At 42.5% G+C, this 23,523-nt stretch carries 21 protein-coding genes; 11 read left to right on the top strand and 10 right to left on the bottom strand.

Annotated features, from left to right (window positions below; all coding sequences use genetic code 11):
• Positions 1–19: 19 nt before the first annotated feature.
• The 5 genes from I3252_RS09305 (at position 20) to I3252_RS09325 (ending at position 4,646) form a co-directional block, all read left to right on the top strand.
• The gene (locus I3252_RS09305) at positions 20–1,513 is read left to right on the top strand and encodes a cyclopropane-fatty-acyl-phospholipid synthase family protein (protein WP_238034989.1); all 1,494 of its coding nucleotides are present in this window, start codon (positions 20–22) and stop codon (positions 1,511–1,513) included.
• A gap of 101 nt (positions 1,514–1,614) precedes the next feature.
• A complete protein-coding gene (locus I3252_RS09310; protein ID WP_060491490.1) occupies positions 1,615–2,025 on the top strand; it encodes a DUF2177 family protein in 411 nt (136 codons plus the stop codon).
• Positions 2,026–2,151: 126 nt separating this feature from the next.
• Positions 2,152–2,697, top strand: coding sequence for an acyl-CoA thioesterase (locus tag I3252_RS09315; RefSeq protein WP_238034990.1), 546 nt, complete (start codon positions 2,152–2,154; stop codon positions 2,695–2,697).
• 104 nt (positions 2,698–2,801) lie between these two features.
• Entirely contained in the window at positions 2,802–3,923 is a 1,122-nt protein-coding gene (locus I3252_RS09320) for a cation diffusion facilitator family transporter (RefSeq protein ID WP_238034991.1), read from the top strand.
• 15 nt (positions 3,924–3,938) lie between these two features.
• Positions 3,939–4,646 (top strand): DUF2059 domain-containing protein, encoded by a 708-nt coding sequence (locus I3252_RS09325; protein WP_238034992.1) that lies wholly within the window; start codon positions 3,939–3,941, stop codon positions 4,644–4,646.
• A gap of 184 nt (positions 4,647–4,830) precedes the next feature.
• On the opposite strand, the gene dps is transcribed toward I3252_RS09325, so the two are convergent.
• A complete protein-coding gene (gene dps, locus I3252_RS09330; protein ID WP_060491486.1) occupies positions 4,831–5,313 on the bottom strand; it encodes a DNA starvation/stationary phase protection protein Dps in 483 nt (160 codons plus the stop codon).
• Between the two features lie 375 nt (positions 5,314–5,688).
• On the opposite strand from dps, the gene uvrB reads away from it, so the two are divergent.
• The 4 genes from uvrB (at position 5,689) to I3252_RS09350 (ending at position 11,347) form a co-directional block, all read left to right on the top strand.
• The gene (gene uvrB, locus I3252_RS09335) at positions 5,689–7,800 is read left to right on the top strand and encodes an excinuclease ABC subunit UvrB (RefSeq protein ID WP_025652097.1); all 2,112 of its coding nucleotides are present in this window, start codon (positions 5,689–5,691) and stop codon (positions 7,798–7,800) included.
• Between the two features lie 239 nt (positions 7,801–8,039).
• Positions 8,040–9,092: a histidinol-phosphate transaminase gene (locus tag I3252_RS09340; RefSeq protein WP_238034993.1), complete on the top strand. Its 1,053-nt coding sequence runs from the start codon at positions 8,040–8,042 to the stop codon at positions 9,090–9,092.
• A gap of 547 nt (positions 9,093–9,639) precedes the next feature.
• Positions 9,640–10,692: a histidinol-phosphate transaminase gene (locus I3252_RS09345; RefSeq protein ID WP_238034994.1), complete on the top strand. Its 1,053-nt coding sequence runs from the start codon at positions 9,640–9,642 to the stop codon at positions 10,690–10,692.
• A 277-nt stretch (positions 10,693–10,969) separates the two neighbouring features.
• Entirely contained in the window at positions 10,970–11,347 is a 378-nt protein-coding gene (locus tag I3252_RS09350; RefSeq protein ID WP_238034995.1) for a hypothetical protein, read from the top strand.
• 152 nt (positions 11,348–11,499) lie between these two features.
• On the opposite strand, the gene I3252_RS09355 is transcribed toward I3252_RS09350, so the two are convergent.
• A complete protein-coding gene (locus I3252_RS09355) occupies positions 11,500–11,889 on the bottom strand; it encodes a hypothetical protein (protein ID WP_045451282.1) in 390 nt (129 codons plus the stop codon).
• 592 nt (positions 11,890–12,481) lie between these two features.
• Between I3252_RS09355 and I3252_RS09360 the strand changes: the two genes are divergently transcribed.
• A complete protein-coding gene (locus I3252_RS09360; RefSeq protein WP_238034996.1) occupies positions 12,482–12,796 on the top strand; it encodes a hypothetical protein in 315 nt (104 codons plus the stop codon).
• Positions 12,797–12,905: 109 nt separating this feature from the next.
• Here I3252_RS09360 and I3252_RS09365 read toward each other — a convergent pair whose 3' ends face one another.
• Positions 12,906–13,421 (bottom strand): hypothetical protein, encoded by a 516-nt coding sequence (locus tag I3252_RS09365; protein ID WP_055123847.1) that lies wholly within the window; start codon positions 13,419–13,421, stop codon positions 12,906–12,908.
• Positions 13,422–13,729: 308 nt separating this feature from the next.
• Between I3252_RS09365 and recJ the strand changes: the two genes are divergently transcribed.
• Entirely contained in the window at positions 13,730–15,529 is a 1,800-nt protein-coding gene (gene recJ, locus I3252_RS09370; RefSeq protein ID WP_238034997.1) for a single-stranded-DNA-specific exonuclease RecJ, read from the top strand.
• 73 nt (positions 15,530–15,602) lie between these two features.
• On the opposite strand, the gene I3252_RS09375 is transcribed toward recJ, so the two are convergent.
• The 7 genes from I3252_RS09375 to I3252_RS09405 form a co-directional block, all read right to left on the bottom strand.
• The gene (locus I3252_RS09375; protein ID WP_238034998.1) at positions 15,603–16,268 is read right to left on the bottom strand and encodes a trimeric intracellular cation channel family protein; all 666 of its coding nucleotides are present in this window, start codon (positions 16,266–16,268) and stop codon (positions 15,603–15,605) included.
• A gap of 112 nt (positions 16,269–16,380) precedes the next feature.
• Positions 16,381–17,016, bottom strand: coding sequence for a trimeric intracellular cation channel family protein (locus I3252_RS09380; RefSeq protein WP_238034999.1), 636 nt, complete (start codon positions 17,014–17,016; stop codon positions 16,381–16,383).
• Positions 17,017–17,137: 121 nt separating this feature from the next.
• Positions 17,138–18,292, bottom strand: a complete 1,155-nt coding sequence (locus tag I3252_RS09385; protein ID WP_238035000.1) for a multidrug resistance efflux transporter family protein — start codon at positions 18,290–18,292, stop codon at positions 17,138–17,140.
• A gap of 61 nt (positions 18,293–18,353) precedes the next feature.
• Positions 18,354–19,085 carry a 7-carboxy-7-deazaguanine synthase QueE gene (gene queE, locus I3252_RS09390; RefSeq protein ID WP_238035001.1) on the bottom strand — a complete coding sequence of 244 codons (732 nt, stop codon included), beginning with the start codon at positions 19,083–19,085 and terminating at the stop codon, positions 18,354–18,356.
• Positions 19,086–19,326: 241 nt separating this feature from the next.
• A complete protein-coding gene (gene dapD / locus I3252_RS09395; protein ID WP_060491477.1) occupies positions 19,327–20,148 on the bottom strand; it encodes a 2,3,4,5-tetrahydropyridine-2,6-dicarboxylate N-succinyltransferase in 822 nt (273 codons plus the stop codon).
• A gap of 143 nt (positions 20,149–20,291) precedes the next feature.
• Entirely contained in the window at positions 20,292–21,248 is a 957-nt protein-coding gene (locus I3252_RS09400) for an alpha/beta fold hydrolase (RefSeq protein WP_238035002.1), read from the bottom strand.
• A 135-nt stretch (positions 21,249–21,383) separates the two neighbouring features.
• Entirely contained in the window at positions 21,384–23,117 is a 1,734-nt protein-coding gene (locus tag I3252_RS09405) for an amidohydrolase (RefSeq protein ID WP_238035003.1), read from the bottom strand.
• Between the last annotated feature and the right edge of the window lie 406 nt (positions 23,118–23,523).

The raw sequence follows: 23,523 nt of genomic DNA on the forward strand, positions 1-23,523 counted from the left end.
AAACAAGGATGAATATACGATGTCAGCACGACCAACCGACCGAGCACCCGTTTCGACATTAGGAAAATTGACCGCACAGATGAGTAAGGTCGTCAATGAGAGCGCCATTTTTCAGCCCGTCAATGCGGGAATGAATAAATTGGCAAGAAAACTCATCTTTCGCGCATTAGCGCATATCCAGTTTGGTAGCTTGACTATAGTCGAAGCATTCGATGAGCAAGCACCTAATACCGTTAGCTTCGGTAAAGTATCCGATAGTGTCGCGAGCAGTTCGGCAGTGGGTCGCCATTCACTACACGTTACCTTGATGATTCATGATCCTGCTGTCTATCGGCAGCTGTTGCTTGGCGGCTCTATTGCGCTAGCAGACAGCTATATCAATGGTGAGTGGGATACGGACGATTTGACAGGGCTGATTCGGTTGGCAGCGCGTAACTTATCGGTGTTGAATAAGTTGGAAAATCGCTTTGCAGGTGTGAGTAAGGCGTTTGAAAAAGCGAAGCATCGGCTACGTAGCAATGATCAGTCTGGTGCCAAGTCCAATATTTTAGCGCATTATGATTTGGGCAATGATATGTATCAGCGGTTTTTGGACGATACGATGATGTATTCAGCAGCAGTATATCGTACGCCTGATGTATCACTGAGCGCAGCGCAGCAGCATAAACTGGCGCTCATTTGCCAGCGATTACAATTGACGCCTGATGATCATGTGATAGAAATTGGCACAGGGTGGGGTGGTTTTGCTATTTATGCCGCCACACATTATGGCTGTCACATAACGACGACGACCATCTCTGACGCCCAGTATGATGAGGCGCAGCGCCGAGTCGATGCGGCAGGACTGTCTGATAAAATTACCCTGCTGAAGCAAGATTATCGTGAGCTGACAGGGCAGTACGACAAGCTGGTCAGTATCGAGATGATTGAAGCCGTTGGGCACGAGTACTTACCGACGTTTTTTGCCAAATGTAATAGCTTACTCAAACCCACAGGGCTGATGGTGCTGCAAGCGATTACTTTTAACGATCAAAACTACCAAGATTATATTAATTCAGTCGATTTTATCCAGACGCACATTTTCCCTGGTGGTTGTTTGCTGTCTAATCAAGAGCTAAATACACAGTTTACGGAACAAACCGACATGGTCATCAAGCAGCTACATGATTACGGTTTTGACTATGCTCATACCTTGCGCGACTGGCGTGCCGCGTTTATGGCACAGCGTGAAGAAATTAAGGGTCTTGGTTATGATGATGCCTTTATTCGCTTGTGGGATTTTTACTTTTGTTACTGTGAAGGTGGGTTTTTAGAGCGCACCATCGGCGTGGTGCAGTTGACCGCAGTGAAGCCGGATAATATTGATGTGATGCATTTCTCTGATTTGTCTTCTCATGACACCCTCACCGATGAGCAAAGCAGCCGCCTGATTCACGATATTATGAATTCTCATGAAAGCGGTAATGCCAACAGTGATGGCCAAGACGCCTCCAAACGAAACATAGCGTCTTAACAAGTTGCGTTTCAATAGGCAGTGTCTTAACAAGCACTGACTTAACAAGCGATGATGGAAACAAGCTGGGATTAAAAAACGCTAATTAAAAGGATGTGGTTATGGGTTATGTATTTATATATCTGGCTGCTGTGCTTATATTTTTGGGTATTGATGCAGTTTGGCTCAAGACCATGACTGGCTTATTTTATGAAAAGCGTATCGGGCATCTGCTTGCCGATGAGCCAAACATGATTGCTGCTGGCGTGTTCTATATGTTTTATCTACTGGCTCTCTGTGTCTTGATTTTATATCCACAAATCAAAGCAGGCGCTTCGATTGGTCATATATTCTTGCTTGGCGGCTTGATAGGGCTGATGGCCTACGGTACTTATGACTTTACCAGTTTAGCGTTGTACAAAGGTTTTACACTGGATACAGCGTTGGTTGATTTTGCTTGGGGCGGTATCTTAACAGGTTCAGTGAGCGCCATTGTCGCTTGGCTTGCTTATCGTTTTCATTGGTTGAGCTAAAGTTAAATAGTTTAAGGTTTACATAACCTAGACCATTCAATGACAGAGTGCCGTTTGTGCTCTCTTGTGAGCTGCTGTATAAATGATACTTACTATCAACACGCCCTAAATCATTCAAGGATTTTTATGCCGCAATACAATACCAGCTCGACTGCCAAAAAAGCCCCATTAAATCATGAGTTATATATGTCGATACTTATGACGCCTGATATGGCGAATTTTATTGGCAATGTGCATGGTGGTGATTTGCTTAAGATGCTTGATCAAGTCGCTTACGCTTGCGCCAGTCGCTATAGCGGCAATTATGTGGTGACGCTGTCTGTCGACCAAGTGATGTTTCGTGAGCCTATATATGTTGGCGAATTGGTCACCTTTGCGGCAAGTGTCAACTATGTAGGGAATACTTCGATGGAGGTCGGCATTCGCGTCGAAGCAGAAGACGTTCGAGCCCGTACTGTACGCCATACCAATAGCTGCTATTTTACGATGGTCGCTATCGATGATAATGGCAAGCCCACACCTGCGCCGCCACTTGATATCAAAAATCCCATGCAGCAATGCCGCGCTGATGCCGCACTAGAGCGTAAAAACCTGCGTCTGGAAAGTTCACATCGACCCAGTTGTGATATCGGGGATATGGTTGGTGAGCTGGCTAATCTTCATGATCGTTAAGAGGAATAGACCCTGTATAGTCAGTTAAAATGCTTTCAATATACGGTCTATTAATCTGGTTAAATATATATATCTGCGTTCAAAAAGCCTATATCGAGATTATTATGAGCTTAAAACCATCGGAAGCCGAGTCACACGCTCCTATTTCTCATCAGCCAGCGCCGCATAATAGTCGTGCTCGAGGCGCTGGCACGCTCATTACAGACGCCACTTCTGATGGTAATTCTCATTCTGTATTAGACGATTCTGCTAAGTCGACAACCAATAAAGACCAGCAACATTCCGCTTCATTGGTAACGGTATTAATTGCCGTTGGAGCCAACCTCATCATTGCGATTGCCAAAACGGTAGCAGCATTTATGACGGGTTCTGCTTCTATGATCGCAGAGTCAGCGCATTCGTGGGCAGATGCAGGTAACGGTACTTTATTAATTGTCGCCGAGAAAAAGGCGATCAAACCTGCTGATGAAAGCCATCCCCTCGGCTATGGCAAAGAAGCTTATGTCTGGTCGATGATTGCCGCTTTTGGTGTCTTTATGGCAGGTTCGATTGTCTCCATTTATACCGGTATCACCGAGTGGAATGCTGCGGAAAGCGAGACCAACTATACCATCGGTTTCATTGTATTGGCGATTGCGTTTGTGCTCGAAGGGTTTTCATTAGGACAAGCTTATTTACAAAGCAAAAAGCATGGTGAAGCGATAAATGTCAGCGCCATTGGCTATGTGGTCGATACGTCAAACTCAACTTTACGTGGTGTATTCTTTGAAGACTTGGCAGCTGTCATTGGCTTGGTTGTCGCTGCTGCTGCCATGGGTATGCATGCTTATACGGGACAGCCGTTTTGGGATGCGCTCGGCTCTATCATTGTCGGAATATTATTAGGTGCGGTAGCCATTTTTTTAATTAGCCGTAACCGTGACTTTTTGGTCGGTTATAAAGTATCAGAGAGGATACATGGCTATGCATTGACCGAGTTACTCAATCATCCAGATATCGATAGTGTGTCGTACTTACATTTGGAGTGGGTGGGACCCAAAAAGATATTTATGGTGGCAGCAGTCGATATCGCTGGCAATCAAAAAGAAAAAGAGATTGCCCAAAAATTCGAAATTATTGAAAGTCAGTTCCGTGCCAATCCTTTATTTCAGGAAGCTATCCTGACATTATCTGTACCCAATGCTAAAACTTTGAACTTACCCAATAGTTATAATCAAGATGCCTGATAAAGAGAAACTAACATGAAACTAAGTCTTCAGTCTGCTATAGAGAGCCCTGTTGGGTGTTCAATCATGGTTCGCTCATTAAGTATGGTCGTTGTCACTATTAGCGCAGTAGCCAGTCTGACTCAAGCACAGGCTGAGCTGGTAATTCATAATGAGCCTGCTCAACAGCAAAGCGTAAGTATCAATAGAATAAGTGCGAATAGCGCTTCTATTAACAATACCGCTTTTATGAATAATAATATCTCCCCAACAGATACGTCTATCGTTAAGCTGATGGAAGTGATGCACATTGATGAGCAAATAGAATCTATCGTTAACGGGCAACAAGCGGCTATTAATGCCATCAACGTACAAACGCAAAATCGTACTGAGTCAGTAGGTGATGGTAAACTAAATAAACGTCAACAGGCGCTACAAGAGCAGATTCAAAAAGTGCTGGGTCAATATGCCAAGATAATGACCAATGGTATAGGCAATGCTATTGACAAGCAGACGTTGACGCAAGCATATATTAACGCGGCAAAAACTTACTATACGCAAGCGGAAGTTGATGCTCAAATTGATTTTTATGATACGATGATGGGTCAAAGTATCTTGGCGAAACAGCCACAGATTACAGCGGCATTTCTAAAGCAATCTTTGCCTGACGATACCAGTGAGACAGAGGCGCAGTTGGATGAGCTTTTACCGCAGATGCAACAAATAATCCAAGGTGTTTTTTAACTGACAGCTAATAACTGATAATTTAGCTATTTTAAAGCCCGTTTCTGAGCGCGAATCTTAAAGTTATTACACATAAATTAGTATACACAAAAAAGGTCACTATAAAAGTGACCTTTTTTGCTGATATGGACTATCTTATGGATATACCTGTTTTATTGGTATAACAGGTTTAGGTACAAAGATATTATTTCTTTGGCGCGTTGGCACCGATGAACCATGCATCTTTATCGACAGTACGGCTTATTTCCGTTAATAGGTCAGCGGTGTCTTCGTCACCCGCGTCACCAGCAGTATTAATGCCTTCACGCAATGATGCCGCAATGGTCTTATAACGATTGGTAAGCTCACGAACATGCTGGTCGACTTCAGTGATATCAGTAGGGTAAGTCTCGAGGATAGAGTCCTCAACGACGCGTTTAGAGATACCATTGGCTTTACCGCCAAGGATAACAATACGCTCAGCAACCGTATCATAAGCTTCAGTTAAGCGACCGTAAGTATCATCTAATAACTGATGAACACCGATAAAGCCAGTACCTTGCAAATTCCAATGACATTGCTTACTGTCCATACTCAAATCAATGAGATTCGCTAGATTAGCGTTCAATAAGTCGATCATTTTCTTTGCGGTTGCGTCATCTATTCCACTTGCGTAACGTTCTCTCATGTTCTACTCCGTTATGTGTATTATTTTAATGAAAATCTCATTTGTTGTTATTGGTATCTTACTAATGAACTACTTGTTGATTGATTCGTTATAAATAATAGCAGCTTAAATGAAGATTGAAAGCCTCAAGCGTTAGGCTTTATTAGGTGGTCGTGTAATGAGTTTGTTAATCATGAAAAGCTTTGTAAATTTAGCGGATGCTGTGTGCGTTTTTTATAACGAAGGTACTATTTATTCGTTATAAATAGGGCGTGTGACGTCATATCTAGATGCTAATATTGTAAGAGAAGATGACAAGATAAAACCCTTAATTACCTTTAAAAACCCTAGCTTAGACCCCACATTGTTATAAACCTTCAGAAGAAGAAAGCCATTATGCGTATGCCCGAACCGCGCTCATCGCGTCAGTTAAACCAATTGGCCACTCAGCTCCAAGGCGAAGCTGAAATTAGTGGTGTCAATGCGTCTGGGACGCAAATATCAAGTCGTGCTTTTGAGATGGTCACCGAATTTGAGCCAGCAGGCGATCAACCGCAAGCGATTGAAAAGCTCGTCAACGGTATTAATTCTGGTATGGATGAGCAGTTACTACTGGGTGTAACGGGCTCGGGTAAGACCTATACCATGGCAAAGGTCATCTCTGAGACGCAGCGTCCAACCATTATCATGGCACATAACAAAACGCTTGCCGCGCAGTTATATGGTGAGTTTAAGTCATTTTTTCCAAACAATGCCGTTGAGTATTTCGTCAGTTATTATGACTATTATCAGCCGGAAGCCTATGTCGCGGCGAGTGATACCTTTATCGAAAAAGACAGCGCTATTAATGACCATATTGATCAGATGCGTCTGTCAGCGACGCGAGCACTCCTAGAGCGCCGTGATGCAATTATCGTCGCCTCGGTATCGTGCATTTATGGTCTGGGTGATCCAGAAAGTTATTTAAAAATGCTGCTGCACGTCGTCGTTGGCGACAAAATTGATCGCACTGCTACCATCAAACGTCTTGTTGAAATGCAATATACGCGTAATGAGCTAGACTTTGGGCGCGGTACGTATCGGTTGCGTGGCGAGCTGCTAGATATTTATCCTGCTGAGTCTGAGCAGCTGGCGGTACGTGTGCATTTATTTGATAATGAAGTGGAGAAAATTACTTGGTTTGATCCATTGACAGGTAAGACGGTACGTAGCGTGCCGCGTATTACTATCTATCCAAAATCGCACTATGTGACGCCGCGTAATAAACTAGAAGCTGCCAGTCATACCATCCGTGCTGAGCTTGAGCCACGTTTAGAGTATTTCCGTGAAAACAATAAACTGATTGAAGCACAGCGTCTTAAAGAGCGTACTCAGTATGATCTTGAGATGATTCAACAGCTCGGCTACTGTAACGGTATTGAAAACTACTCACAGCATCTGTCTGGTCGTCCATCAGGGGAAGCACCGCCGACCTTATTTGACTATATTCCAGAAGACGCACTGTTGTTCCTTGATGAGTCACATGTCACTGTTTCGCAAATCGGTGCAATGTATAAAGGCGATAGATCACGTAAAGAAAACTTGGTCAATTATGGCTTTCGTTTGCCAAGTGCGATGAACAACCGTCCGATGAAGTTTGAAGAGTGGGAGCGCATCAAGCCTAAAACTATTTATGTGAGTGCCACGCCTGCATTGTATGAGCTTGAACACAGCGAGCAAGTCGTTGAACAAGTCGTCCGTCCAACGGGTTTGATTGATCCTGAGATTGAGATTCGCCCTGTATTGACGCAGGTCGATGATGTGTTATCAGAGATTACTAAGCGTCGAGAAAAAGATGAGCGCGTGCTGATAACTACCTTGACCAAGCGCATGTCAGAAGATTTGACCAGTTATCTAAAAGAATACGACGTCAAAGTTGCTTATCTGCATTCGGATATTGATACTGTCGAGCGTATGCAAATCATTCATGAGTTGCGGACTGGCGTGCATGATGTACTGGTCGGTATTAACCTATTGCGTGAAGGTTTAGATATGCCAGAAGTGTCATTGGTCGCAATATTTGATGCGGACAAAGAAGGCTTCTTGCGTTCTGAGCGTGCCTTGATTCAGACCATTGGTCGTGCTGCGCGTCATATCAATGGTAAGGCTATCCTTTATGCTGATCGCATTACCAACAGTATGCAAAAGGCGATAGACGAGACCGACCGTCGCCGTGAAAAACAAGTGGCCTTTAACCTTGAGCATAACATCACACCGAAAGGTGCGCGCCGTAGTATCACCGATAAAATCGATACGGGTGACGATCAGAATGCCAATGACAATCAAGTGATTCCTATCAAGAGCAATCTGCCTGATGTCGATATCAGCATTTTACGCAGTCCTGATTTGCTGGCGAAAGAAATCAATCGTCTTGAAAAGCTTATGAAGCAGATGTCACGTGATTTGAAGTTTGAAGATGCGGCAAAAACGCGTGATAAAGTGCTAGAGTTAAAAGCGCATTTGATCTAATAGGTTATTTAAGCTGTTATTAATATCAGTTTGTATTTAATAAAAGGGTGAGTTGCTAACGGTGCAGCTCACCTTTTTTATGGTCTTCTTATCAGCAAAACAACCTCGCTTTTGTTTGAGATTATTAATAACTAATAATTGGTTATATCAAAACTTGTGTTTATACCAAATGCCCCTTAATATGATATTAATGAGCAATATGAACTTATAACAACGGACGTTGAGGCACATAATCCATCATGAAAAATAATAAATTCTTAGAATTAAATGCGAATGAAAACTCACTAGGCATGGCAGATTCTGCTAAACAAGCCATTATAGAATCTTTAGGCGAGGGCTTTCGTTATCCAGATAATCCACGCGCGGCGCTCATTAGCAAAATTGCCACCATCCATGGTGTGGCAGAAAACCAAATCTCATTAGGCAATGGCTCGACTGAAAATATTCGGGCTACCTTACAAATGTTGCAAAACAAAGCATTAAAAGAGGGCAAGCAGTTTCAAATGGTGATTCCTGTGCCAACGTTTGATTGTGCAGAGATGTATGCAAATTCCATTGGCGTGCCTGTGGTCAAGATACCATTAACCGCTGAAAACTATGATTATGATTTTGATGAACTGCAAAGAGCAGCTGACGATTTTGATGGCATCAGCCTACTTTATATTTGCAATCCAAATAACCCAACTGGCATCATTACATCAACGTCAAAGCTTAAAACTTGGGTAAGTAAGGCACCAGATAACCATTACTTCTTGCTAGATCAAGCTTACTTGGAGTACGTGTCAGATCCGAGCTTTGAGAGTGGGATTGAGTGGGTGAAACAAGGGTTATCAGACAACCTTATTGTTATCCATACTTTCTCAAAGTTATGTGCCTTAGCAGGTATGCGAGTGGGATACGCAGTTGCTAATCCGCAAGCTATTGAGAGTGTCGAAGCGTTTATGTCTATGGACAATACCAACTTGTCAGGTGCGGTTGCTGCTATTGCCACGTTAAATGATGCCAAGTTTTTAGCGCTAAGTTTGCGCAATACCAATCAGTCGCGCCAGATGATTGAGACAGTATTAGACGATCTTGGATTGCGTTATTTACCCTCACAGACCAATTTTATTTTTCATGAAATAAAGGGTGATTTAAAAACATACATCGATAGAATGCGTGACCATGGCATCAAGGTTGGTCGCGAGTTTCCACCTATTACAGGCTTCAATCGCTTGACGCTTGGCACGCCTGATGAGATGGCAGCATTTATCAAAGTATTAAAGCTGTTCCGTGAAAAAGGCTGGGTCTAAGTAGTACATTAGAAAACTGCTAATTTGAAATATCGATAAACTAGCAAGACTAGGGCGTGTCCTCAATTCAATCGATTACTTTTTAAATGGGCTAAAAATGGCTAAATTTTGCCAAACATCGTCAAATAGCTTCTTAATATCTCGATATTATGTGCTCTACTTTCCTTGTTTGACGGCAATTTATCTCATGTTTATCACCATTTTTAAAATGAGGACACGCCCTAGTATTAGCAAAAATGCTAAGAATTTTACAAAGTGAGTTGCCTATAGGGTGGCTCTTTTTTATTTAATGGATACTATCAATAAATGAGCATCTTACTCATAACAGCTGCTAACGAGTTTCATCGCTCAGAGCGCTTGTAATCAGGGTAAATGCCACTTACCATAACCATTATTATCAGAAGGCATCTTACCATCCATATATAAACCCTACTAAATAATCAGAGTAGCAAAAAAGACGAGCGCAAGTGCTACGTCCGCTGGCTGAGCGAGTTTGACATTATTCATCGCATATTTGGTATGGGTATCAATTAGGCGTATTACTATTGTGATTACCAATCCATTGATAGAATTAAACTCTAACGAAAACTCATTAGGCATGGCAAAATCTGCCAAAAAAGCGGTTATCGATGCTTTAGACATCGGCTTTCGTTATCCAGATGACCAGCGTGCAGCCTTAATCACTAAAGTTGCGAAAATTAATGACGTGACTGAAGGTCAAATATCTCTAGGCAGCGGCTCCAGTGAGAATATCCGCACCGTCGTACAAATGCTGCAAAACAAAGCGTTAAGGGAAGGCAGAAATTTTCAAGTAATTGTGCCTCACCCAACCTTTGCTTATGCGGAAATGTATGCAACCTCTATCAATGTGCCCGTGGTAAAAGTAGCACTGATGCCTGAAAGCTATTCTTTTGACTTACAAAATATGCAAAAAGTGGCTGATGATTTTGATGGTATAAGCTTGTTTTATCTCTGCAATCCCAACAATCCTACAGCGACGATTACTGACACAGATGAGTTAAAATCGTGGGTAGGAACGGCACCAGACCATCATTATTTCTTGCTAGATGAAGCCTACTCAGAATATGTCACTGACCCAAGTTTTGAGAGTGGGATTGCGTGGATAAGAGAGCAGCGCTCAGACAATATTATCGTGGTTCGGACTTTCTCCAAACTGTGTGCGCTAGCGGGTATGCGTGTCGGCTATGCAGTTGCCAGTCCGAAAATGATCACTGAGCTAGAGGCGTTTATCTCAGTAGATAATACCAATCTGTCTGGTGCTGTCGCCGCGATAGCAACCTTGGATGATGAGGCGTTTTTGGCGTTGAGTTTGCATACTGCCAATCAATCGCGTCAGCTGGTTGAGCAGACATTGGATGAGCTTGGACTACGCTACTTACCATCACAAGCCAGCTTTATATTTCACGAAATCAACGGCGATGTACAAACCTATATCGATAGAATGTGCGACCATGGCATCGCTGTTGGTCGCGAGTTTGCGCCTATCACTGGCTTTAATCGTTTGACGCTTGGCAGACCTGATGAGATGGCAGCGTTTGTTGAGGTGTTGAAATCGTTTCGTGAGAAAGGCTGGGTGTGATTAAGCCAGATAGAGTAGTTTCATCATTAGAAAAGGGAAGTTGCCTAGTTTGCCATTTCCTTTGTTTATTGCAATAGGATAAAGAAGCCACAGCTAACATTCTATTTTTACCAACATCAAACGCAGTTTTACATATCCTGTCTTAAAAAATATCACGTCATCTTATAGTATTGATTTATAAGGCACGAACTAACAAGCATGCAGTCGAATGCTTGGTAATAGTCATAAAATCAGGCGTGCTAACGTATATTATAATTTTAAGGTCAGGGATATATCCATGTTTGATATCAAATCATTTTTTAAGAGAGAAGTAGAAAAAAAACTCATCAATGTAGATGATTATATTTTTATGCCTGAGCGAGTAGAGATGGAGCTAGAGGGCGGAGTATTAAATTGTGTACTCAACAGTGATGGTCGAGTCGATATCTTTTATAGTAAGCAAGGCGTGACAGAGGTCGGCTCGGCATCACGTAAGCATCCCTTTACGGCATTCGAAACCGAACTATATCATGGCGTTTATGATGACGTTATTAATGAGTTGATCAAAGAAGTAGACAAGATTATTGATGGCTCTTCTAAGTATTTTAGTCGCAGTAGAATACTGCCTTTTACAGCAGCTTTGTCACAGAATCCAGTTGACAAAAACAAGTTCTAAGCCAAGTTAATAAGATAAGTGATGGTACAAAGACTTAGCAATAAAAAGGGCGGGTTATTTATAACGCACCCTTTTTATGGTCTTATTTTATTGTCTTAAAACTTGAATGTTATGCAACTATATCTACTACACATCAGTAGATATATCATATTTTATTTCATAAAACTGGTATAGCAACTTTGTAGAGATTTTGCGACGACTTTCGTGACCAACTGTGTGCGATATTGCGAATCGATAGCAGCATTGCCCAATTCAACGAGCGTCACTTGCTGCGGCGCTTGCTCACTGACGCAGCCACAAACATTACTTTTTACAGCTTCTTGTTGTGTATCGGTCATAGCCACGCTAGCCACACGCCAAGCAGTTTGCTTTTCAATCTGACTGCGGCATTGGTTATCAATCGCTGATTTAAAGACATTCATACCAATCTCATTTGCAGTACCGATAGCAGTACCTGCATTATTATTCATGCCACCAGTCGTTGTGCATCCAGATAGAGCGAGGGTAGCGAGCATAGCCGTTGATATTAAGATTTTTTTCATGGGTCTGATCCTTTAAGGTTTATGCTTGATAGAAACTGGCATTTTGTAGGAGTTGATGTTTGCTAGTTGACATGTATTTTCTCCAAGCAGGTCGTATATTATCAGCAAAACTTATCAATAACACCACCAACTATTATTGGTATTGAATAAAGCTTTTTTTATCAAAGCTTGACGTTATCAATCCAGCCACGCATAAGGGTGATAATACGCATAGGTTATATAACCAATATAGCCGACAATCATCAATAAACCACCGACGATAAATAACCAAGTGGTGAGGTGTTCCCACGAACAACCATCAAAAAGGTCATTGAACGCCGCAGAAATACTGGCGATGAAAAGAATGAGGCAACCCAATAGCAATACTATCTATGCTAAAGTGCAGCATACAAGAATCCATGAATAAAATTTATCTTACTTTAACGAGTTCATTAACCGAGAGAGGTGAAATATTCATAAAGTATTGCTATATTTGGTGGTGGTTTTTGCCATTTTCCACTGTTAATGCTATGCATCGAGATATCATGAAACATACATGGACAGGAATATTTATTTCATCAAAATAGGTTTCCTAAATTCAATTAGAGATTCAATGAATAAAAAGCTATCAATACCCTGTCTTTTAATTGCTTTGATACCCAGCCTGTTTTTTATAAGAAGTGTATATGTGATGTCTGATTATCACGTACAGCAGTGTCATTGGAAAGGCTCTACATCAAAAGTCATGGGAGATGGATTTAGTTTTGATAACGATGTTCGGCTCAAAGATGGCTTAATTCTCATAAAGAACAAACCAGCGGCAAAAATAATGGTTAGAAAGTATCGTCCTTATGCAGATAATATTATTATAATTAGTGACATAGAGTATTCTGAGTTAGAGATGTATTATGAAAAAGGCTGTTATTAAATTGAAAAATTAAACCCATATATACGTAACTCAGCACAAAAAAACCAGCTAAGGCAATGGCTCTTAGCTGGTTTTATTTTATAAAGTTGATGTCAGTTTTTTAACTGTTTTAGACATTTTTACCGTGTTGCTTTTGCTGAATATCTTTTGCGAGCTTGTAGCACTCATTGATGTGGTCATTGGCGATTTTTTTGAAAATCATATAGCCCATTGTAGCAGCAACCATTTGACCCCCTAATGGGATAAATTTCGTTACTTGTTTGGCAGCGATACGACCACCAAAGCCTTGTACGGTCTTTTTAACAATACCACGTGTCGCCATCAACCCTGCAAAATCGACAGTACGATCTTTTAATGCACCCCAATGAATGGCTCGTGATTCTAAATCAACTGCCGCCTTACGATCTTCAAGTAAGCCAAATCGCTCGCTAATGTCAGGTAATAGTTGAGTAAGCATACCTGCATCTACTGCGACATCAAAAAATGGTACAGGAACGATGGCAACACCAGCAGAATATTTGGCACGTTTTTTTACCAACTTTTGACATTCTTTTTTTACTTGTTCAAGATCCAAGCTAGGGTCAATGGTATTTGGTAGTTTTTCAGCCAGTGGTGTGGTTTTCATAAAGCATCCTTATAAATGGTTAAAATAAAAAATCTCAATACATAGCAATTATCTCAGTTGCTTACTATTTTATGGATTTCTGAGCGGCATACAATCATTGCTTTGTAGCAAAATGCAGAAAAATGCAGTCGCTCTGCACCGTTTTTGTAAATGAAATATTATGTATATTATATGCACAGAGTATGAATTATTTGCTCTATGCTAGTATTAAACTATGGTTTATCACAATGTACTGCAACAAAAAACGATAAACCAAGCCGCCAAAAATTGTCATTGTGACCCTCTGCTAAAGCCAGTAGAATATGCACATGCTAAATTTAACCCCCCGTTATACCAGCACTCGCATCGACGAGTTGCCCGCCGCGCTGCAACCACTTGCCGCCCAATCATTGACGCTTGCCCGCTTATACGCAGGTCGCGGCATTACTCGACCTGATGAGCTAGAGACGCAACTCTCTGCGCTATTGCCAGCCGAAATGCTACATGGTGTCACCGAAGCAGTGCGTCTATTAGACGTCGCCATCGATGACGGTCAGCGCATCCTTATCGTGGGTGATTTTGACTGTGATGGTGCGACCAGCACCGCATTAATGATGCGCGCGCTTACAAAAATGGGCGCAGTCGTTGACTTTTTAGTGCCCGACCGTTTTAAGTACGGTTATGGTTTGACACCAGAAATTGTCGAATTGGGTATTGAGAAGTATCATCCTGAGGTGATAGTGACCGTCGATAACGGTATCTCAAGCCATGAAGGCGTGGCACGTGCGCAAGCCGATGGCATCACCGTGATTATTACTGATCATCATTTGACGACTAAAGAAACACCGCCTGCGGAGGCTGTGGTTAATCCCAATCAGCTCGATTGTCACTTTAGCAGTAAAGCGCTCGTAGGGGTGGGTGTGGCATTTTATGTGCTTGGACGCTTAGCCAAGCTGCGCCGCGAAGCCGGTAAATCTACCGTGCAAGTGAGTCAATATTTGGATTTAGTGGCATTAGGAACGATTGCCGACGTTGGGGTGCTTGATAAAAACAATCGCATTTTAGTGCATCATGGACTGGCGGCTATCCGCCAAGGGCGCTGCTCGCTCGGTATCTTGGCACTCCTTGAACAAGCAGGGCGAGATCCTAAGCAGTTGCAGGCGCAGGATTTTGGGTTTGTCTTAGGACCTCGTATCAATGCCGCTGGTCGTATGGACAATATGCGCATCGGTATTGAATGTTTGTTGACGGAGGACTGGGGTACGGCGCAGCGCTTGGCGCAAGAGCTTGAGCAGTTAAACCGGACGCGTCGGCAGGTAGAAGGTGAGATGCGCGCGCAAGCGGATAGCATCGTACAGACATTAGCCGCTGCGGATAACCATGAAAGCGGCGATATTATTGTTCAAAATAGATCTGAGAAAAAGACGAATAATAATCATAAACGCAGTATCGTTTTATACCAAGATGATTGGCATCAAGGCGTCATCGGCATCGTCGCTGGACGGTTAAAAGAAAGTCATTATTTGCCAAGTATCGTTTTTGCACCCGCGAATACAGAGCGTACCAGTGACGATGACCCTATCAAAGGCTCGGCGCGTTCTATCGCTGGCGTGCACATTCGTGATGCGATTGAGCAGGTTGCCGAGCGCTATCCTGATTTAATCAGTCATTTTGGTGGTCATGCGATGGCAGCAGGCTTAACGATCAAACGTCGTAACTTTGATGGGTTTGTTATGGCTTTTAATGACGTCATGGCACAGATGGATAATGAGGTATTTGCTGAGCAAAAATTCACTGATGGCGCGTTGCAGGCGAGTGACTTTAGCTTGTGGTTTGCTGAACACTTAGCTGATGCCAATATTTGGGGTCATGGCTTTGCACCGCCAATATTTGACGGGGTCTTTGAAGTGTTAAGCTTTAAGATATTAAAAGACAAGCACCTTAAACTGTCGCTACGTTACCCTGATGTGCAATATCCGATTGAAGCAATTTATTTTAACTTTGATAGCGAGATATGGGATTATCGTGCGGAAAAAGTGCATGTATTATTTCAGCTAGACATCAACGAGTGGAACGGCAAACAAAGTCTACAGTTGATGGTAAAGGATTTAGCAGTCATACAGGAATGATGGCATTATCTTATTATAAGATACTCAACCAGTAGCAAATATAGCGTCGACTTTGTTTAAGGTTGACGCTTTTTTAGTATTTCCATTCGATGGTTGGAAATTGCCAGTCATAACGAATGGCGAGCATGCGTAAGGTAAAAATCGTACTCATAGTAGCGATGTCAGCAATCCAAGCTGTCACACCCAGATTGTGTAGTGCGAAATAGAGGATGCCGCCAGCCAAAGCTGCCGAAATATAAATCTCTTGCTGCAACACCAGCGGAATCTCATTGCAGATCATATCGCGGATAATACCGCCGACAATAATGGTGATCACCCCAAGTAATAATGCCACGGGCACATTTGCACCCATACTATCGGCAACCTTGATACCGATTAAGGTAAAAACTGACAGTCCAATAGTATCTGAGAGTTTGAGGAACTTATTAACGCGTTTAGAGTTGGGGTGAAAGAATATTTGCATCACTAATGAAGAGAGGGTAATAACAGTCAGGTAGCTCATATCCACCATCCAAAATAGTGGATGGCGATCTAAAATGACATCACGCACAGTGCCACCACCGATAGCGGTGACAATAGATACCAGTAAACAACCAAAAACATCGAAATTTTTATGTTTTGCCAATATCGTGCCTGAAATACTACAAGCGATAATACCAATCATATCAAAAAGGTAAATGAGAGAGCGTGGGTCAAACGTAGTGATTAGTGCTGAAGGGTTCAATGCGATAGCCAGCATGAGCAAGTCTCACTAAGTTTGTATGATGATTGTCTGATTGTTTTTAGCCCATTTAGAAAGTAAACGATTGAATTGAGGACACGCCCTAGTGTTTAAACCATATATATTGGTCTTATTTCACCAAACATATAGAAGGCAGGTGCCAATCAAAACGTAATGCTAGCATCCGTACAGCAAAGATAACGCCCAGCATAATAAATTCATTCAATCCAGCATTTACACCCAAACGATCAAGCAGCAGATAAGTGATCGAACCTACAATACTAGCAGAGATATAAATCTCACGTTGAAGTACCAGCGGTATCTCATTACAGATGATATCGCGTAGCAGACCACCAATAATAGCCGTCCAAACCCCCATCATAATAGCGATAATAGCTGACATATCTTGTGTCAATGCTATCTTAAAACCAATCACGCTAAAAGCCGCCAACCCAATGGCATCGAACAGCTTCAATGCCTTATCAATCTTATGATACAGATGAAAGAATATTTGTAAAATAAGCGATGTGACTGTGATGACGATCACATAATTGAGGTCAGTCATCCAAAATAATGGATGACGGTCTAGCGCCATATCACGTAGTGTACCGCCGCCGATAGCATTGACCATCGCAACCAAGATACAGCCAGCAATATCAAAGCCTTTGTGCTGTGCCAGCAGTGTACCTGCGATCGCACAAGCAATCACACCAACCATATCTAATAAATATAATAAAATATCAGGAAAAATTAAATCATTAACCATGATTATATTACCAATATAATGGCCATCAAAATAGATTGGCTGGGCTGGGTTAGATTAGGTTAGTTTTGAAGTTGCTTATATCAATAATTTAAATAGAGTTAACCTAACTTTAGGTAGTAGTTTAGCCATCTTTTGCAAATAGAATAAGCCCAACGATAATCAGAGCAATACCTATTAAGCCCATCGCTGATGGCAGGGTATTATTGAGCAATAGCATACCGCCAATTAAGGCAAATATCACTTCACTTGCCTGAGTGGCATCAACCCCAGCCACTTCGCTTGAAGTTTCCGCTTTTTCACGGGCATATAAAAAGATACTGGTTGCCGCCACGCCTGCCAATAGAGCCACAAGTAAGGTATTGAATACCTGCTTAGTATCAGGCAAATCCGGATGAACGACAAGACCCAAAACCAACCAAAATGGCAGACTGCCCAAGGTCATTAACCATACTTTGTTAAAGGCATTTTGTAGGAGGGTGGTTTTGATAGCAGGTATACGTGCGATTAAAGATTGCAGCAAAGAGCTCGGCAAGGTTTGAGTAGGGTGGTTAAGGCTTAAGGAATTGACCGCGTCCGCCGTATAACTCATATCGGCTGACAAAGCAGGTGCTTCTGTAATAAGTGAGGTGGTTTTTTTACTAATCTCGTTGGCTTGGATAACGCTTTTTTGAGTGCTGGTAGGCTCAGCATTACGCTTGCGTGCATTGTAAGATACCTGCCAAACCAACTGGTTACCAATGGGATAGCTAAAGGCGGCTATTAGGGCAGGCACGGCACCATAAAGCAGCATATCTTTCATAGGCACTGCATCAGCATCTAGCAAAGAAGCAGCATGCAGCCCTTCACTGATATTGACCAGTACCACACCAGCAAATACTAATAACGCATATGCAATGAATTTTTTATCAAAACGTTGTCCGAATGCTAGCAAAACGAGTAGACTTGCGACTACTGTAAACATAAAAGTCGCGGCAACTACCCAGCCTGCGACATGATCAGCCGCGTAACAGATTCCTGTATAAAAAATTCCAAAACCAATACTGCCCGTAATACACCAAAAGCCCCAATGTTGACGGAATATAGTCATCAGCTCTGTAATACGCCCAAAACCATGCTGCATAATTATAATAGCCGTGAGTATTAGCCACATAAATGCATAGCGAAGGCTAGCTGACCAAAACCAATGCCCACCAGCCGCACTCATAACTTCGTTCAACACAAACGTCGAGCTAAAAAATGCCCCCGATAATAAGCCCAATAAAATGAGTTTGACCATAGCTATATTTCTATCCTTGGGTCGCTATTTATGTTGAATATCCATTTAGATAATTAGACTATTATTTGCCTTTAGCATCTGCCCAAATGATTTTATGCAGTTGCAATTGGAAGCGTACGGGCAGCGCGTCAGCCAACATCCATTCTGCAAGTTCGCGCGCCAACACAGGTACATCGGGGCTGACTTCGTGGTCGATATCCTCTGCGACATTAAACATCGGCGAAAACCAAACCGTATCGACCAATTCATTTAATTTATGCTCAGACAGCTTGGTTTTCGCCCAGTCGTAATCTTCACGATTCATAATGACAAATTTAATTTGGTCATGCTGAGTGAGGTGGTCGAGATTTGACCATAGATTCTTATCGACTTCGCCTGAGCTTGGCGTTTTGAGATCCATGACTTTACTGACCGCTTTTGGCACGTTTGCTACCGTGAGCGCGCCTGCGGTTTCAAGCGAGATTTCATAACCGTCGCTCAGTAAGCGCTTCATTAGCTCAATGGCGTTCGGCTGAGCTAACGGCTCGCCGCCAGTCAGACAGATACGCTTGCAAGGATAGCTTTTGATGGTCTCTATAATGGTTTCTAGCGACTGCCGCTCGCCGCCAGTAAAGGCGTATTCAGTATCGCAATAGACACAGCGAAGTGGACAGCCGGTCAAGCGTACAAATATCGTTGGCAAGCCTGAGGTCAGCGCTTCACCTTGCAAAGAATAAAAAATTTCTGTCAAACGTAGACCCGCTTCAGGGTCAGTGACAGGAATGGCGGCGGTGCGTAATAGTGATTCACTCATAATATGTCAAATACAGTTAAAGATTGCTAATGGGATGAGGCATTTATCAATCGTAATAAAAAGGCAAGTTCTGGTATGGGCGTTTTGCGTTTGGATAAAGCCAAACCAAAAAAAGGGATTATAACGCACCACCCTCTATTAAGCTGCAAAAAAGACGCTGAAGTTTTCTTCAGCGTCTTTAATAAAGAGGATCTGTCGCTGTCCGTACGGTTTGGGTACGAGACTCTAAGTATTAAAAATACTAAGCTAAACGCAATAGCTCATTGACTGATGTTTTTGCACGGGTTTGTGCATCGACTTTTTTGACGATGATAGCAGCATATAAGCTATGCGTACCATCTTCTGATGGCAAGCTACCCGGTACGACAACAGAGCCTGCTGGTACACGGCCACGATGAATTTCACCAGTTTCGCGATCATAAATGCGCGTTGATTGACCAATAAATACACCCATCGAGATAACAGCGCCTTCTTCGACGATTACGCCTTCAACGATTTCAGAACGTGCACCGATGAAGCAGTTGTCCTCAATGATAGTTGGATTCGCTTGTAATGGCTCTAATACGCCGCCGATACCAACGCCACCTGATAAATGCACATTTTTACCAATTTGGGCACATGAACCCACGGTCGCCCACGTATCTACCATCGCGCCTTGATCGACATACGCGCCGATGTTGACATACGACGGCATCAATACCGCGCCTGCTGCGATGAACGAGCCTTTACGAGCAACAGCGGGTGGTACTACACGCACGCCTGATTCTTTGAACTGTGCTTCGGTCCAGTTGGCAAATTTAGTCGGAACTTTGTCATAGAATTGCACATGTTCTCCCGCTGCCTGAACATAGTTGTCGTTTAAGCGAAAAGAGAGCAAAACGGCTTTTTTTGCCCACTGATTGACGACCCATTCGCCATCCTTTTTTTCTGCAACGCGCAATGTACCGTTATCTAGTTGCTCAAGCACTTGATTAATAGCATCACGCACGTCCTGTGGCATCGTGCTTGGGCTGTATTCGTTGCGTTTTTCAAAGGCTTGTTCGATGGTTTGTTGTAATGACATAAAAGTTCCTAAAGTTAGTGGAAGGTAAAGCATATATTATCGTGAAATAACTCGCATGACTTGGCGTAAAAACTTGCTTGCCGTATTGTCGCTAATTTGGCGACTTTTAGCAAACGAGTTAACCGCCAAGATGAGCGCTGCTGTTAATTGTCTGAGCTATGGCTTTCTATCCATTCTAAGATATCTTCATAGACTGTTTGGTGGTCTTTTTCATGAAAAGGCTCATGACGCATATTTGGGTAGAGTTGGATATCTACTTGACTGAAATTTTGCTTGTTTAAGCGCGTGACAATTTTACGGATGCCGTTGCCCATATCTCCGATAGGATCATCTTCGCCGCTGATAAATAACATCGGGAAGTTTTTTGGGATAGTCATTGCCCAGCCTTTGTTTAAGCCAGTTTCCATCAGAAAAAATAGTGTCATAAAGCCATTATTGGTGAAATCAAAGCCCGTTAATGGATCTGCTTCATAGGCTTCAATGGCGGCAGGATTTTCAGTTAACCATGCAAATTCTGATGAAGAGATGCGATCTTCAAGCTTACTATTCAAGACTTTATTCATCACCTTGGCAAACATTGCATTTGGTTTTTTGGGGGCTACTTTTGCCAGTACTTTATTGACTGGGAGTAGCACTTTAGTCAAGGGGTTGGCATCTGCTGTACCCATCAAAATAGCACCTGTAAAATTGTGTGCATGGTGCTTTAGGACATTACGCAAAATAAACGAGCCCATAGAGTGACCCATTACAAAGTGTGGCACGTCAGGATGGCGATTTTTTAAGCTATCTGCCATGACAATGACGTCTTTTAGCAGGGACTGTACTGGATGCTCTTCACCAAAAAAACCTAAATCTGCTGATGTTTTGACGGTCTTTCCATGTCCCAAATGGTCATAAGTTGCCACTGCGATACCATTATCCGCTAAAAACTGAGCGAAGTCTGCGTAACGTCCGCTATGCTCTGCCATACCGTGAACAATCAGTAATGTGGCTTTTACCGCTGTGTTTTCATGGCTTGGTTCAAAAAAATTATGATGCAAGTAATGAATATTATCGGAAGAGAGAATGTGGTCGTTACCTGTATCGGTGTTGGTACTCATATAGGGTTCCTTAAACAGTTTTAATGAATGTTTTTAATAAATAGCTTTAATGGTTCATCATCTTAATGAATAGCAGGCATGACAATTTGAAATCGCCTGCTAAAATTTGGCTTATTATACGGCGCTTACCATGAACTATTGTACTGGATGTTGGTAAATCGTTTGACCTTCTTTAATGGTTGTGATGACTTTGATGTCTTTGAGCTTGCTTGCCTCTATGGTTAATGGGTTGGCATCCAAGATAACCAAATCAGCCAGTTTTCCGGGCGTCAAAGTGCCTTTGCTGTTTTCTTCAAAATACTCATAAGCGGCATTGCTGGTAATGGCCTTTAACGCTTGATACGGCGTCGCTCGCTCATTTTTACCAATGATTTTACCTGAGCGCGAAGTGCGATTGACTGCTGACCAGACTGTAAATAGCGGGTCAACAGGTGTCACTGTGTCATCAGAGTGATTGGTATATTTAAGTCCCATTCTATCAGCAGTGGCAATCGGGCTTGAAAAGGCGGCACGTTTTTTACCTAAGTTTTTAACGTGTACATCTCCCCAAAAGTAAGTATGGTTGGTAAAGAAGGACGGTACCATATTGTACTTTTTGAATGCTGCTAGCTGATCAGGTCGGGCAAATTGAGCATGAATGGGCACAGTACGGCGATCTTTATCAGCTGCTTGACCAGTCTTTTTGACCGCATACTCGTGTGCCTTGATGAGCATATCGGTTGCGCCATCACCATTATTATGGATAAAGAGTTGATTGTCACGAGCATAGGCTTTGACAAACATCTCGTTCAGCTGATCTTGGCTGACACTTGGTAAACCACGGCAGTCCTTTTCACAATCTGGAACTGGCGTGAGATAAGGTCGGCTAAAATAGGCGGTCTTGCCTTGTGGCGAGCCATCTGCAACGATTTTGGTACCCTGTACTTTAAAACCGTTTTGATAGGTTTTCCAGACGAAGTTTTTATCAGCCAAATTCTCATCTAAGTCACTCACTCCTGCCAGTGCGACCAAGTCAATTTTAAGTTTGTCTGCATCAGCTTGTTTTTGAAAAAACTGAATAGTGTTTCGAGCCGTTGAGCCATTGTGTGCCGTCGTTATGCCATTCTTTGCATAATAATCTTGCGTCTGCTCAAAGAATTTGCCTTGATTCGGCGCTAACACTTCTAGCATATTGCGCACGAACGGATACATCGCCGTTTCTTGTACGAGACCGTTTGGTTCATTAGAGCCTTTAATTCGAGCAATATTACCGCCTGGTGGATTTTTACTGTCAGCAGTGATATTCATCATGGCCAGCGCCTTGCTGTTTGCCACGCCCATGTGACCACTTGTGTGTTGTAAATACACTGGATTGTTTGGCAATACTTTATCAATCTCGCTTTTGGTCGGATGACGCCCCTCAGCGAGCTGAGTTTCATCATAACCCCAACCAAAGATCCAGTCGCCATCAGCAATGTTATTGTCTATTTTATACTCTTTTAGCGTTTGCATCATTTTGGGAATACTATCGACTTGACCGATAGGCGGCGGGTTGAGATTGACCTGACCCATGGTGTTCGACACCATATCAAAATGACTGTGCGGATCGATAAAGCTGGGTAATAAGGTTTTATCTTGTAGATTAATCTGCGCGGCATTTTTATATTTCGATTGCGCCTCTTGTAAATTGCCCACATAGGCAATCTTGCCCGCTTGGGTGACTAAGGCTTCAGCCATTTGTGGCTGATCGCCCTCCATCGTGATGATGTTGCCATTGTAATAGACAGTTGCTGAGTTGCTCATATCCTTGGGCGCAGTCTGCATGGTAGTGCAACCTATGACACTCATTAATCCAATGCTCAGTACAGTTGGTTTTAGTAATGTGCTCATATTCATTACGTTATCCTTAAAGGTGATTTGATGCTTACATCCGTGTGTCATAAGCATTGGTACGTGGTGGGCTTTCTATATTCTAAAAGTATTCATATTTTATCAGTGAATGTTGTTTTAAAAGATAGGAATGTTGCAACCAATTTAGCGATAAAGCCTTGTGCGGTCAATGCTATTTAAGAGTTTTGCACTGACAACTGTGGTATTGCCAATTGGATGAGAAGGTCGATCTATAAAGCTGCTGAATATAATATCTTAAAAGCCAAATTGACAAGTGCTGTATGACATCCTACGAGACGTCATGCTCATTTGGCATAAAAGATGAAAATCACGATATTAGTTGTCAATATTGTTTCACAATCAGGTATGATTAATTAGATAAAGCGTAAAGTGATAAGGCTAAAAA

It is taken from the genome of Psychrobacter sp. Ps4 (assembly GCF_022129285.1).
Lineage (GTDB): Bacteria > Pseudomonadota > Gammaproteobacteria > Pseudomonadales > Moraxellaceae > Psychrobacter > Psychrobacter immobilis_A.

Bases quoted from the DNA above. Each gene is read 5' to 3' on its own strand.
- I3252_RS09380 (WP_238034999.1), bottom strand. From the start codon at position 17,016: ATGGTTAATGATTTAATTTTTCCTGATATTTTATTATATTTATTAGAT.
- I3252_RS09305 (WP_238034989.1), top strand. From the start codon at position 20: ATGTCAGCACGACCAACCGACCGAGCACCCGTTTCGACATTAGGAAAA.
- I3252_RS09350 (WP_238034995.1), top strand. From the start codon at position 10,970: ATGTTTGATATCAAATCATTTTTTAAGAGAGAAGTAGAAAAAAAACTC.
- queE (WP_238035001.1), bottom strand. From the start codon at position 19,085: ATGAGTGAATCACTATTACGCACCGCCGCCATTCCTGTCACTGACCCT.
- I3252_RS09355 (WP_045451282.1), bottom strand. From the start codon at position 11,889: ATGAAAAAAATCTTAATATCAACGGCTATGCTCGCTACCCTCGCTCTA.
- I3252_RS09365 (WP_055123847.1), bottom strand. From the start codon at position 13,421: ATGAAAACCACACCACTGGCTGAAAAACTACCAAATACCATTGACCCT.
- dps (WP_060491486.1), bottom strand. From the start codon at position 5,313: ATGAGAGAACGTTACGCAAGTGGAATAGATGACGCAACCGCAAAGAAA.
- recJ (WP_238034997.1), top strand. From the start codon at position 13,730: ATGCTAAATTTAACCCCCCGTTATACCAGCACTCGCATCGACGAGTTG.
- I3252_RS09375 (WP_238034998.1), bottom strand. From the start codon at position 16,268: ATGCTGGCTATCGCATTGAACCCTTCAGCACTAATCACTACGTTTGAC.
- I3252_RS09320 (WP_238034991.1), top strand. From the start codon at position 2,802: ATGAGCTTAAAACCATCGGAAGCCGAGTCACACGCTCCTATTTCTCAT.
- I3252_RS09400 (WP_238035002.1), bottom strand. From the start codon at position 21,248: ATGAGTACCAACACCGATACAGGTAACGACCACATTCTCTCTTCCGAT.
- I3252_RS09385 (WP_238035000.1), bottom strand. From the start codon at position 18,292: ATGGTCAAACTCATTTTATTGGGCTTATTATCGGGGGCATTTTTTAGC.
- uvrB (WP_025652097.1), top strand. From the start codon at position 5,689: ATGCGTATGCCCGAACCGCGCTCATCGCGTCAGTTAAACCAATTGGCC.
- I3252_RS09325 (WP_238034992.1), top strand. From the start codon at position 3,939: ATGAAACTAAGTCTTCAGTCTGCTATAGAGAGCCCTGTTGGGTGTTCA.
- I3252_RS09360 (WP_238034996.1), top strand. From the start codon at position 12,482: ATGAATAAAAAGCTATCAATACCCTGTCTTTTAATTGCTTTGATACCC.
- I3252_RS09310 (WP_060491490.1), top strand. From the start codon at position 1,615: ATGGGTTATGTATTTATATATCTGGCTGCTGTGCTTATATTTTTGGGT.
- I3252_RS09315 (WP_238034990.1), top strand. From the start codon at position 2,152: ATGCCGCAATACAATACCAGCTCGACTGCCAAAAAAGCCCCATTAAAT.
- I3252_RS09340 (WP_238034993.1), top strand. From the start codon at position 8,040: ATGAAAAATAATAAATTCTTAGAATTAAATGCGAATGAAAACTCACTA.
- dapD (WP_060491477.1), bottom strand. From the start codon at position 20,148: ATGTCATTACAACAAACCATCGAACAAGCCTTTGAAAAACGCAACGAA.
- I3252_RS09405 (WP_238035003.1), bottom strand. From the start codon at position 23,117: ATGAGCACATTACTAAAACCAACTGTACTGAGCATTGGATTAATGAGT.